The 12,940-nt window shown below is 44.2% G+C and carries 9 protein-coding genes and 1 pseudogene; 5 read left to right on the forward strand and 5 right to left on the reverse strand.

The window, feature by feature from the left end; all coding sequences use genetic code 11:
* Nucleotides 1-274: 274 nt before the first annotated feature.
* Both menD and myaer_RS02010 read right to left on the reverse strand, forming a co-directional pair.
* Entirely contained in the window at nt 275-1,984 is a 1,710-nt protein-coding gene (menD, locus tag myaer_RS02005; RefSeq protein ID WP_046660755.1) for a 2-succinyl-5-enolpyruvyl-6-hydroxy-3-cyclohexene-1-carboxylic-acid synthase, read from the reverse strand.
* Between the two features lie 173 nt (nt 1,985-2,157).
* The gene (locus tag myaer_RS02010; protein WP_046660756.1) at nt 2,158-3,498 is read right to left on the reverse strand and encodes an ArnT family glycosyltransferase; all 1,341 of its coding nucleotides are present in this window, start codon (nt 3,496-3,498) and stop codon (nt 2,158-2,160) included.
* An 87-nt stretch (nt 3,499-3,585) separates the two neighbouring features.
* Between myaer_RS02010 and myaer_RS02015 the strand changes: the two genes are divergently transcribed.
* From myaer_RS02015 to myaer_RS02025, 3 genes are all read left to right on the forward strand, one after another.
* Nucleotides 3,586-4,581 carry a formylglycine-generating enzyme family protein gene (locus myaer_RS02015; RefSeq protein ID WP_046660757.1) on the forward strand — a complete coding sequence of 332 codons (996 nt, stop codon included), beginning with the start codon at nt 3,586-3,588 and terminating at the stop codon, nt 4,579-4,581.
* 77 nt (nt 4,582-4,658) lie between these two features.
* Entirely contained in the window at nt 4,659-5,921 is a 1,263-nt protein-coding gene (locus myaer_RS02020) for a glycosyltransferase (RefSeq protein WP_046660758.1), read from the forward strand.
* An 87-nt stretch (nt 5,922-6,008) separates the two neighbouring features.
* Nucleotides 6,009-6,431 carry a Mov34/MPN/PAD-1 family protein gene (locus tag myaer_RS02025; protein ID WP_002799991.1) on the forward strand — a complete coding sequence of 141 codons (423 nt, stop codon included), beginning with the start codon at nt 6,009-6,011 and terminating at the stop codon, nt 6,429-6,431.
* Here myaer_RS02025 and myaer_RS02030 read toward each other — a convergent pair.
* Both myaer_RS02030 and myaer_RS22415 read right to left on the reverse strand, forming a co-directional pair.
* A complete protein-coding gene (locus myaer_RS02030; protein WP_046660759.1) occupies nt 6,410-6,973 on the reverse strand; it encodes a DUF4334 domain-containing protein in 564 nt (187 codons plus the stop codon). The genes myaer_RS02025 and myaer_RS02030 overlap by 22 nt on opposite strands.
* Nucleotides 6,974-7,090: 117 nt before the next feature.
* Nucleotides 7,091-7,174, reverse strand: a pseudogene (locus myaer_RS22415) (recombinase); the annotation flags it as partial.
* Between the two features lie 145 nt (nt 7,175-7,319).
* Here myaer_RS22415 and myaer_RS02040 point away from each other — a divergent pair.
* Nucleotides 7,320-8,483: a cysteine desulfurase family protein gene (locus myaer_RS02040; protein WP_046660760.1), complete on the forward strand. Its 1,164-nt coding sequence runs from the start codon at nt 7,320-7,322 to the stop codon at nt 8,481-8,483.
* A gap of 62 nt (nt 8,484-8,545) precedes the next feature.
* On the opposite strand, the gene myaer_RS02045 is transcribed toward myaer_RS02040, so the two are convergent.
* On the reverse strand, nt 8,546-10,018 hold the full coding sequence (locus myaer_RS02045) for an NADH-quinone oxidoreductase subunit M (protein WP_046660761.1): 1,473 nt from the start codon (nt 10,016-10,018) through the stop codon (nt 8,546-8,548).
* Between the two features lie 236 nt (nt 10,019-10,254).
* On the opposite strand from myaer_RS02045, the gene myaer_RS02050 reads away from it, so the two are divergent.
* Nucleotides 10,255-12,924 carry a type I restriction-modification system subunit M gene (locus myaer_RS02050; protein ID WP_046660762.1) on the forward strand — a complete coding sequence of 890 codons (2,670 nt, stop codon included), beginning with the start codon at nt 10,255-10,257 and terminating at the stop codon, nt 12,922-12,924.
* Nucleotides 12,925-12,940 lie beyond the last annotated feature (16 nt).

The raw sequence follows: 12,940 nt of genomic DNA on the forward strand, positions 1-12,940 counted from the left end.
ACTCGCTTTCCACCCATTGTATTGACTTTCTCGAAAAAGGGAATTAACTATGGCCCGCTAAATAAGTCTAAAAACCTTGTTGGATAAGACTTTTAGACTTTTGGGAAATCGAAAAATGCCGACCATTGCAGTGGTCGGGGGGAAAATTTAGGACTCTCTTCTTCTTTGTGTGATCTCGCGTAGCGAGCGCGTTGCGACCAGTTTAACTTATATAGGAGCGATCAATCTTTGTGTCCTTTGTGTCTTTGTGGTTCGTTCCACAAAACCCCACACCCTACACATAATTACTGAGGAACCATTGAGTATTAAAAGCTCGATCGCAGGATATTTCTAGTAATCTTAGGCCTGATTCCGGCAAAACTGCGATTTTTTGCTCAAAATCAGTCCAATCGCTGATTAAATGGTAATCGATACCGTAGGTGCGACAGAGTTGGCAAAAGTCGATATTTTGGGGAGTGGCAAAAAATTCTTCAAAGGGGGGGTCAAATTTGGCGATCGGCAACATCTGGAAAATGCCTCCCCCCTTGTTATTGATTAAAATTATGGTCAAGGAGCCAACAAAATATTTTTTGATTAAAAAACCATTTGTGTCGTGTAATAGGGCTAAATCTCCCGTTAATAGCAGACTGGGGACATTTTTATAAGCTATTCCTATCGCAGTGGAGAGGTTGCCGTCGATGCCATTGGCCCCGCGATTAAAATAGGGACGAATTTGGCGATCGCTAGGCGGGTTAAAAAATTCGGCATAGCGAACAGGCATACTATTAGAGATAAAGATCGGGGTGCGGGGGGGGAGGTATTGGGAGAGCAGCCAAGGAATTTTCCCTTCAATCAGTTTAGTTTCTGCTGCCAAAAGGCGATCGATGGTTAATCTGGCTTGCTGGTCGAATTTTTGCCATAATTGCCCATATTCTCGGTTATTATCGGGTTTTTCTGGGAATAGATGCCCTAATTGCTCGATATTTCCCCTGAGATGTCTGGTTTTTCCCTGTAGAGGATCGTAATTATCGGGATGGGGATCGATAATCCAACGCGGACAGTCGATTTCTTCTAACCAGGTCCGTAATTCTTTGCTGGTGGGTAGTTCCCCAATTTGCAGGACAACATCGGGGGTTAATTGGGTTTTAATAGCAGGATTCCGCAATAATAAATCATAGGTGGTGATGAGATGGGGATTTAACCCTGCATAGTTTCGTAGAGGAGATAAAGCTTCTGCTAAGACGGGATATTGTTGCGATCGGGCTAAATTAGCGATCGCCTGACAGTAACTTTCAGGGTTTTGCGGGGAAGCTAATCCCGCGATGATAATTCCTTGGGGGGGTAAAGAAGGAATTTCGAGAATTGAGTGGTTAATGGCGATATTTTGCCGAGATATATGGCTAAAAAAAGCTTCTTGGTCAAAATTAGCCTCTAAATTGTTAATTTCTAGATCGGGAGTTGGTGCGAGGGGATCGCGAAATGGTAAGTTCAGATGCACCACTCCGGGGACAGGATCAAGACAGCGCCACCACGCGTGGATGATAGTTTGACGGAGATAGCGTAAACGCTCGATATTGGCACTAGGACAGCTAATTTCCGCTTGCCAGTTGGGATAATTACCGTAGAGTTTGACTTGATCGATAGTCTGACCGGCGTGAGCATGACGCAATTCTGGGGGGCGATCGGCGGTTAGAATTAATAAGGGGACATGACTTTCTTTTGCTTCAATGACTGCGGGATAAAAATTAGCCGTGGCGGTCCCAGAAGTGCAGACTAAAACCACCGGTTGATATAATTGTTTGGCTAATCCCAGGGCGAAAAAAGCGGCCGAGCGCTCGTCTAGGATGGGAATAGCTTCAATCTGGGGATGTCTTGCCAAGGCTACCGTTAAAGGAGTTGATCGCGATCCGGGAGAAACCACCCCTATCTTCAATCCCAAACGGGCCAATGTTTCGACTAAAATGGAACCCCAAAGTGTATTAAGATTGCGAAAATCGATCGACATTTATCATTTCAGTGCAAAGGTTAGGGGACAATCGGTTAAAGAGTCTATTAATAAATTTAACATTGGCTGGAACTGGCCAAGAATAAGTTATTCCTGAGTCAGTGATCCTAGTTAAGTTTACTCTCGATTCCCAGGCCAATTTATCCCTTTTCGGGGTTCCTTCTCGCCAAGTTTTAACCAGAAAATTTATAGGTTAATACCACATTGATATTAGCTGCCAGCAGGGCCAAGAATAACAGGAAAGTAAAGCGATCGATCCAGAATTTTTTAAAGAGACCAAAGATATCCTTGAGATAGAATACTCCCAGAATTGCTGCCGTACCGATCATAAAATAATAGCGACCGTAGGGAGAAGCTAATATCCATGCTGTCAAGTTGAGATGAATCGACCAAACTCCCAGAAAGATAAAAATAATTGAGGCAGTTAATCCGTCCGTTTCCTGGCGAAAATCATCGAGAAAGATGGCTAGAATAATAAACATAAACGGATAAAAAGGAATCATATACCAAGTAAAGAAGTGACTTTGCGCTCCCGTGGCAACTAAAATTAAGGTGTAGAGGATTACCGGTAAAGCGAGTAATCTAACTTGGGGACTAGCGGGATTTTTTCTGAGAAAGGGTAAGAGGGTTAACCAGCTAAAAATTAACCAACCATCCTCGAAAAATACCGTAGGAGTGGTTAGATATTTGACAAAGTTAAAGTCCTCAAAACGCAGGGATTGCTCTTGAAATATCTTACGAAAAAAATCGTAGTCGTAGATAGCACCGTAGAGAAAATAGAGAGAGAAAAAGAAAGCACCGATCGCAGTCACATAAATGGCTTCTCGTCCTTGCTTTTCGTAAATCAAGAGGACAATTAATAATACTACTAAATAAATAGCTGTTACCTTGACTAAACAGGCTAAACCAGCTAAACAAGCGGCAATGTAGAGATATTTTTTCTGCTTAGTTTGATAGTATTGCCAATACAGTAAGATGATAAATAAGCAGAAAACAATCATTAAATTTTCACTAATAGCTAACCGAGAGAGGAAAACTGTATTGGGATTGGTGGCATAAATTAAACTAGCGATTATAGCGATCGATAAATTACTCAACTTGAGAGCAAGTAAATATACTAAAACTATCGAAGCAATACCTAAGAGTAAAGAAGGGACTCTAATAATAGTTAAACTGCAATCAAAAAAAGTTTTTGCTCCTCCTAAAAGAGCAAATAAACCCACCAATAAACCAAATAAAGGAGGATGATCAAACCAGGGAGTCACCAAACGATAACGGAGATTTTTCGCTTCCCAAACCACCGTAGGAAAATTATCCGTGGGACTCAACCATGACCAACTGGTGGGGATACCCGTTTGTAATAAACTCATGCCACTCCAAGCAAAAGCATATTCATCAGAAGTCCAATTATCTGGAGGCAAAGAATCATAATTATAGATTCGCAAAAAAGCACCTAAAAAGGTGATAATTGCTCCAATCAACCAATGTTTATGGACAGTCAAAAAGCTGGGCATCGATTATTAAGGACAAGGGGCAGTGACCAAATAATAGTCAGAATTTCATGGTATAATAGATGGGGTGATAATGACAGAAAAATCGGGATGATTAAAGTAAACAGACGTAAATTTTGCCAGTGGATCAGTCTGATCGGTGCAGGAGTCGGACTGGCAGCGATTCTAGATAGAAAAAATATTTTTTCCCCCTCCACTGCTACAGCAATCATCCCCCCGCAACCCACCCCCAATTCCTCTTTTCCCCCCCGACAAAGCTTTTCCTTTGAAACCGTTACTCTCGATCCTAGCGGTTTCGTGATCGAGCGCAATTCCCGCAGCGCCGAATACTACAGCGAAACCCTTGCGGGATTAGAGATGATTGCTATCCCTGCTGGCACTTTTATCATGGGGACACCGGACGGAGAAAAAGGAGACTTTACCGGTAGTGATAAACCCCAGCGCTTAGTCAAGCTGAACAGTTTTTACCTGAGTAAATACCCGATAACCCAAAAACAATGGCAAATTGTCGCTAATCTGCCCAAAATTAACCGCGATTTAAACCCCAATCCCTCCCACTTCCAAGGGGATAACTTACCCGTCGATAGCATCTCTTGGTATGATGCGATCGAGTTTTGCGATCGACTTGCCAAGGCCACCGGCAGAAACTATCGACTCCCAAGCGAGGCACAATGGGAATATGCTTGTCGTGCCGGCACTACCACACCCTTCTACTTTGGTGCCACCCTTACCAGTGAATTCGCTAACTACTATGCCATTAAATTTCCCTACGCAGTGGAAAGAGAGAGCGAATTTCGAGCTAAAACCACCCCTGTAGGCAGTTTTCCCCCAAATGCCTTCGGATTATACGATTTACATGGCAGTTTATACGAATGGTGTGCCGATCCTTGGCATCGCAACTATAAAAATGCTCCCAACGATGACCAAGTATGGCCGGCCGATCCTAATAGCACCGGCAATCGTTATCGCGTCCTGCGCGGAGGTGGTTGGGGGACAGAATTGAGGGAATGTCGCTCCGCCAGTCGGGGCCAATTTAGCCCCGATAATCGCTATAGTGTATTAGGATTCCGCATCGCCAGTAGTTAGCTCAAAATTCTGGTTTCAACAACTTTGCCGGTAAATTGTGCGTCTCTAAACCTGTTTTAGTCTGTGAGTGTAAGCGAGTGACCAACTGTCCACCCTATCCCTTTTTAACCACCCCCGTCGGCTCTTTGCAAATCCCTTTTTTAGAGCAAATTGAAGGAATTATTAGCAATAATAGTTATATTCTCAGGGATGAACCCCAGTTACTCAAATTATCTCTAGTTATTCCCACCTATAACGAGCGAGATAACGTTATTCCCCTAGTCGAGAATCTCAGTCAATTACTCGATCGAAAAATTCCAGGTCAGTATGAACTAATTATCGTCGATGATGACAGTCCCGATCGCACTTGGGAATTAGCCAGCAAATTAACCCCAGATTACCCGCAACTACGGGTGATGCGTCGTCAGGGAGAAAAAGGATTAGCGTCGGCAGTGGTGCGGGGTTGGCAAGGGTCAAGGGGTGAGATACTAGGAGTAATCGATGGAGATTTGCAACATCCCCCCGAAATTCTCTATAATCTCCTCGAAACTATCGAAAAAGGAGCGGATTTAGCTCTTGCTAGTCGTCACGTCGAAGGAGGAGGAGTGAGCGAGTGGAGTCTGCTGCGACGATTTCTCTCCCGCGGCGCTCAAATCCTTGGTTTAATTCTACTGCCAGAGGTGGTCGGTCGCGTCTCCGATCCCATGAGCGGTTACTTTATGGTCCGCCGTCAAGCGATCGCCGGTCTGATTCTCAATCCCACCGGTTACAAAATTTTACTAGAAGTCATCGGCAAAGGCCGCATCGAAACCATCGGAGAAGTGGGTTATGTCTTCCAAGAGCGCCTAGAGGGGGAAAGTAAGGTAACTTGGAAACAATGGCTAGAATATATCTTCCATCTGCTGCGTTTGCGCTCTCAAAAGCCATTAAGGTTTTTAGATGCAATTGTCAATCTACCTTTAGATAGATTTATTCGCTTCGGTTTAGTGGGATTAACCGGGGTTTTTGTCGATATGGCCTTTCTCTATCTTCTCAGTGATCCCGCCGCTTTGGGTTGGGGATTAACCCGCAGTAAAATCATCGCCGCCGAATTAGCAATTATTAATAATTTTATCTGGAATGATCGCTGGACTTTTGGCGATTTATCCGCTCGTCAACGGGGTTGGAATAAACGCTGGAAAAGATTTTTCAAGTTCAATTTGATCTGTTTAGCCGGTTTAATTTTAAACGTCTTGCTGCTCAACCTGCTCTTTAATGGTTTAGGAATCAATCGCTATCTAGCTAACTTCATCGCCATCGCTATCGTCACGGTTTGGAACTTTTGGGTTAATCTTAAACTCAGTTGGCGGGTGACAAAATAACCGGCTAGAAGCAAAAAAATGGTGGGCCAAAATTGAGATGCGCTTACCCTGTTGTCCATAGCATTTGATCCCCGCTTACTCCAGCCTATGATCCTGATTACAGACCAAATTTACCAGTCTATTTTCACCCACGCAGAATCCACCTATCCCGAAGAATGTTGTGGGTTACTCCTAGGAAAAATTACCGAGACAGCAGCCGAAGTTATCAGCATACAAGCAACAGAAAATAACTGGTCAGGCAATAAAAGAAACCGCTTTAGTATTGCCCCAGAAGTGCTTTTACAAGCTCAAAAATCGGCGCGGGAAAACCAGCTAGAAATTATTGGTATCTATCATTCTCATCCAGATCATGCCGCCATTCCCTCGGAAATCGATCGCCAATTAGCCTGGTCAGGATATACTTATTTAATTGTCTCCGTAGTTTCAGGGCGGGCGATCGATTTACAAGCTTGGCAACTGGACGAGCGCGAACAATTTCAAATCCAACCTCAAGAATTAAAATGTTTTTGACATCGCTTGAGAACAAAAAAGAAAGGCTGGGGAAAGTTTTTAAAATCCATAATTCCCAGCACCGTATTATCATCTACTTTCCGAAAAGAGTCATTAATCGGCAAATAATCATAAATCATCGTGGCGCTGACTTTGTCCCGATATTCCATCATTCGCAGTCTAGCCTGACTTGTCTGCGTTTTTAGCAAGGAGTTGGTCAGCATCAGTAAAGGTTTCAGAGAATTATTTTTCAGTATCGGCAGCTTCAAAATCCAGTTCATGGCCGTGGGATTGGGTGCCACCTTAAAAATTTTTCCCTGACCATCTAAAAATAACAGGGGGTGGACATTCTCAGTATCAACAAATTCTTTACCATACCAATTAGATGCCTCTAATAAACCATCCATTGGGTGATTTGTCTCAAGTCCAGAACCTTGCCAAAGACCGAGCATAAAGTCTAAACTCACGGGTTCGAGAGCGTCAAACAATTGTAAAGCTATTTCTGTGGTCGTTTGACCAGCTTTAAGAATCGACTGGCAGCTTTCTAATTCTAATGTTGTCATTGTTTCGCTCTTCTTGTGTCCCGACCATAATATTATAGCTTCTCAGCTAGAGGGTCGGGGATTGCTCCTCGGTTAAAATCACCAAATATCCGACATATCTTCAGTCAATGGGTCATCTTATTGCCTTAGGGTTTCCAGCCATTCACTCATTTCTTCCTTGATGGTTTCTTTAAGTTCTTGCAAATCATCTTTATCTATAATCTTAAGACCGTTTCTAGTGGCCAATCCTATAATTAATTACAGGGTCGGAGAACTTGCCTTCTGCAAAAGTCCCATTTATCCCATCTACCCAACTAATCAATTCCATCATAGACAAGACCTTCCTGCTCCCCCACACGCCAAAAATATGTCTCAAAAGCCGATTTATCTAGATTGCCACGCCACGACACCCCTAGATCCGCAAGTTCTGGCGGCGATGTTACCCTATTTTACCGAACACTTTGGTAATGCCAGTAGTATTAATCATGTCTATGGTTGGACAGCCGAGGCCGCGGTTAAACAGGCAAGAGAAACAATCGCCGCTGCTATTAATAGTAGCCCCGAAGAAATTATTTTTACCAGTGGAGCAACGGAGGCCAATAACCTGGCTATCAAAGGGGTTGCCGAAGCTTATTTCGCCAAGGGACGGCACATAGTTACGGTGGTGACAGAACATCGCGCCGTTTTAGATCCCTGTCATTATCTGGAAAAATTGGGTTTTGAGGTGACAATTTTACCCGTCGGTGCTGATGGTCTAATTGACTTGGAATTACTAGAAAAATCTTTGCGTCCTGACACGATTTTGCTGTCAATTATGGCGGCTAATAACGAGATTGGGGTGATTCAACCTTTAGCGGCAATTGGGGCGATTTGTCGCCAGTATCAGGTGCTTTTTCATACGGATGCGGCCCAAGCAATCGGCAAAATTCCCCTAGATGTGGAGGAAATGAATATAGATCTGATGTCCTTAACTGCCCACAAAGTCCACGGACCAAAGGGAATCGGTGCGCTGTACGTCCGGCGCCGGAACCCCAGAGTTCGTCTCGCCGCTCAAATTCAAGGGGGAGGCCAGGAAAAAGGACTGCGATCGGGTACAATATTTACACCGCAAATTGTCGGTTTTGCCAAGGCGGTAGAATTGGGCATCAAAGCGATCGAAGAAGATAACAGCCACTTAAATCAGTTAAAAGCCCGTTTATGGGAGATTATCAGTCAATTAGACAGAATTTATCTCAATGGTCATCCTAGCCAAAGATTAGCCGGAAATTTGAATATTAGTATTGAAGGGGTGGACGGTGCGGCGTTATTGTTAGGATTACAGCCAATAGTGGCTCTTTCCTCCGGTTCTGCCTGTTCTTCTAGCCATACCGCCCCCTCTCACGTTTTAACTGCCTTGGGTCGCCCCGAATCTCTCGCTTATGCCTCCCTGCGCTTCGGGTTGAGTCGTTTTAATACTTTAGAAGAAATTGAACTGGTGGGGGAACAGGTGGTTTTAACGGTTAATTCCCTCCGCAAAGCCAAAAATTTTTGACGTTTCGGCTCCTATCCACAAGTTAGTTTCGGTCTAGGTTTAAAAAATTCCGGAAAAGGTTTCTATGATTGCCTTTGACTGATTGCCGTGCCGGTTAATAACACTGATGCTTGGTTTTCAGTCCAGTGAATCATCCAACTCGGTTGTAATCCCAAAACAATAATAAATAAAGCCAAAGCAATTTCGGGAAATCTTTCGGGCCAGGTACTGCGGGGAATGCGCGATAATTCAGGGGTTAAACGACCAAAGAAAACCCGATTAATCATCAGGAGAAAATATACTGCGGTTAAACCACTAGCAACCAAACATAAGAGCGTTTGTATCGGAAAAATCGGGAAACTGCCACGAAAGACCAAAAATTCGGCGATAAATCCCACCATTCCGGGGATGCCGGCGCTGGCCATAGCCGCTAAAATCATTAACATTCCCGTGATTGGTAAACCTCTTTCTGGATTTAATAAACCGCGTAGATAATCCACATCCCGGCTGCCGGTTTTTTTATACACTACTCCCACCAACAAAAATAACAAAGCGGAAATTAAACCGTGACTAATCATCTGCAAAATCGCCGCGGTGATGCTTAATCTGGTGGTGGCCGCCGCCGCTAGTAAAATATAGGCCATGTGGGAAATGGAAGAATAGGCGACTACTTTTTTCATATCCTTCTGGGCAATAGCGCAACTGGCCCCGTAGAGGGCGCTGATAGCTGCTATCGTTGCTAACCAAGGGGCGATAGTCACCCAAGCGTCAAGAAATAAACCGACTCCAAAGCGCAGCAGTCCATAGGTTCCTAATTTGAGTAATATTCCCGCTAAAAGCACAGAAACGGGGGTAGATGCTTCGACGTGGGCATCCGGTAGCCAAGTATGAAAGGGAAAAATCGGGATTTTGATGGCTAATCCAATCAGAAGGGGAATAAGGAGCAGTAATTGGGTTTTAACGTCTAAATTGTTCGATAAAAGGGGGTTATAGGCGAAATTATTAGCACCGGTTAGCCAAACTAAGCCAAGGAAAGAGATTAGCACTAAAAAGCCAGAAATTGCCGTGTATAATAAAAATTTCATGCCCGCATAACCGCGTCTTTGACCCCCCCAAATGGCAATGAGAAAGTAAAGCGGGACGATTTCTAATTCGTAAAATAGGAAGAATAGCAGTAAATCCTGCGCTAGAAAGGCCCCCGCTACTCCGGCATTGAGTAACAAGAGCAGAGAATAGTAAAATTTCGGTCGGTTAACCTCTGTGCCACTAGCATAAAGAGCAATTATTGTCAAGATGCTGTTAAGAAAAAGTAATGAGAATGACAATCCATCAACACCGAGGGCATAATTGAAACCGAGGAAATTAATCCAAGGCAGGTTAACCGTGAACTGCATTTGCGGGTTACTAGGGTCAAATTGCCAGCCAAGGAGGATATTAAGCAGTAAGAGAACGACAGAAAGAGTTAGAGCTAATCCTCGCACTTTTTTCGCCTCTAGAGGCGTGTAGGCAATCAGTATCGCCCCTATAATCGGTAGCCAAATAAAAGCGTTGAGCATTCTTTAATGGGCATGATAAACCTTCCCATTATTGCCTGAGCGGTCAATCTTTAGCAAGATAAGTAGATAGGTGTTAAAAGTTGTCAGACACTCCCCTTATCAAGGTAGGGTTGATTCAAGGTAGGGTTGATTCATGAATCAACCCTACAGGGGCAAGGGGGGATCGAGCCTAAAACCCATTTTCAATTTAATTATAAACAGCTACTTAAACTGGTGAACATTTAACTTAACTAACGATGAAACAAGAAAAGATCACTCTCAGTCAACTCGAAGGCTTTCTATTTAAGGCGGCGGACATTCTTCGCGGCAAAATGGACGCTTCCGAGTTCAAAGAATTTATCTTTGGGATGTTGTTCCTCAAACGCTTGTCAGACGAGTTTGAGCGCAAGCAAGCGCAACTCAAGAAACAATATGCACACATCCCAGACCCGTCGCTGCTGGCCGAACTCCTAGAAGGCGAAACCTCCTATGGAGAAACATTTTTCGTACCTCCTCGCGCTCGCTGGCATCAATCTTGGCGCGACGAAAACGGCCAGGAAGTCCCGCCGCTCAAACACCTTAAGCAGGACATCGGCAATATGCTCAATAAGGCATTAGCGGCGGTAGAGGATGCTAACGATGCCTTGGCGGGAGTGCTGAAGAATAACATCGATTTTAATGCCACCAAGGGCAAAACCAAGATACCTGACCACAAATGGAAGGATTTACTAGATCACTTCAATCAGCCCCAATTTGTGCTGGTCAACGATAATTTTGAGTTTCCCGACCTATTGGGTGCAGCCTACGAGTACCTAATCAAATACTTTGCCGATAGTGCCGGGAAGAAAGGGGGAGAATTTTACACGCCGGCCGAGGTGGTGCGGCTGTTGGTACAGTTGGTTAAACCCCAAGCGGGCCATACTATCTATGACCCTACCGTGGGGTCGGGCGGTTTCCTTATCCAGTCCTATCAATATGTGGAGGAACAGGGGCAAAACCCCCAGAATCTAGCACTCTACGGACAGGATTCTAACGGTACGGTCTGGTCAATTTGTAATATGAATATGATCCTCCACAACATCACCCGCTTCACCATTGAAAACGGGGATACTCTCGAAGATCCGCTCATTTTAGAAAACGGACAGATTCGCAAGTTTGACCGAGTTCTCGCTAATCCGCCCTTTTCCCAGGATTACAGCCGGGCTAATCTCAAGTTTACCAACCGCTTTCGCGAATTCTGCCCGGAAAAGGGGAAAAAGGCGGATCTGATGTTTGTCCAGCACATGATTGCCAGTCTTAAACCCGACGGCCACATGGCCACTATCATGCCCCATGGGGTGCTATTTCGGGGGGGGAAAGAGAAGCTGATTCGAGAGATCTTAATTGAGGATGATCTGATTGAGGCGATTATTAGTTTGCCACCGGGGTTATTTTATGGCACGGGTATCCCGGCCTGTGTGTTGGTGGTGAATAAAAATAAACCCGAGGAATTAGGCGATAAAATCCTTTTTATTAATGCCGATCGAGAATATGCTGAGGGAAAGAACCAGAATAAATTGCGCCCCGAAGACATTGAAAAGATCGATTATGTCTTTACCCACAAGCGAGAATATCCCAAATATAGCCGCTTGGTAGATAAGTCGGAAATTGTCGAAAAACACGACTTTAATCTTAATATTCGCCGCTATGTGGATAATACGCCAGACCCGGAACCAGAGGATGTAAAAGCTCACTTGATGGGGGGTATTCCGCAGGCTGAAATTGCCGCACAACAGGATACTTTTGCTAAGTTTGGCATCAATACAAATACCCTATTTAAGCCCCTACGCCCCGGCTATGCTAGTTTTTGCCCAGAAATTGCCACGAAAGCCGCTATTAAAGAGAATCTGGAAGCTAATCCCGATTTACAAGCAAGGATAAGCGACCACTATACTACGCTTAAAAATTGGTGGCGAGAAGCGCGGGATGATTTTGCCAAGTTGGAGGGAAATAATATTATGCCCCAAGTGCGGCAGCAATTACTGAGCAGCCTTAAACAGCAGCTGATTCCTTTGGGGGTTTTAGATGAGTTTAAATCGGCGGGGGTGTTTGTTAACTGGTGGCAGCAGATTCGCTATGATCTAAAGACTATTATTAACACTGGCTGGCATCATACTCTTATCCCTGATCAGTATTTATTAGCGGCATTTTTTCAGGCGGAAGAGGCGGCAATTGAGGAACTAGAAAGTAAGATTAGTGCAGTACAAGGGGAGTTAAGCGAAGCGGTGGAATCAGCGCAAGAGGTGGCGAATTATGAACCGGAAGAGGAAGAAACTGTTAGCGCCGCATCGATTAAGAAATGGCTTAAAGAGTTGATAGATGACCTGAAGCAATCCCAGGGCGATTCAGCAGCCAGAGAGCGCCAATCTTACCAACAAGAATACAATGTTATTACTGACATTGAGAATCGGATCAAGTTACTTAAGAATACACTTAAGGAACAGCAGAGTCAGCTTGAGTTAAAGCTGCGCTTAAAACGGGTTGGTGATGAGGAATTTAAGGCTGAAACTGTTGAATTACTTGAGCAGGTACAAAATCAGCTTATGGGGTTAAATGCAAGTAAAAAGGAAGAAAAGGCCAAGATTAACGCGCTTAATAAGGATAAGAAAGCCTTGGAGATTAAATTATCTTATCCTGAGGGATTACTGACTGAAATAGGAGGACAGTTAAGGGATGAAGAAGCGAAAAAATTGATTCTAAAAAAGCTCTATGATTGGGTATCGGAGCAGCTTACTCGTTACTTGAATGGGGAAAAGCGGGGACTTGTCGCTAAGGTTGAGAATCTTTGGGATAAGTATGCGGTATCAAGTCAGGAAATGGAGGCCCAGCGAGAGCAGACTTTAGGACAGTTAAATGAGTTTTTGGTTAAACTAGGGTATAGGGAATAATCTAAGTCAGTTAGGA

This window comes from Microcystis aeruginosa NIES-2549 (assembly GCF_000981785.2).
Classification (GTDB): Bacteria; Cyanobacteriota; Cyanobacteriia; order Cyanobacteriales; family Microcystaceae; genus Microcystis; species Microcystis aeruginosa_C.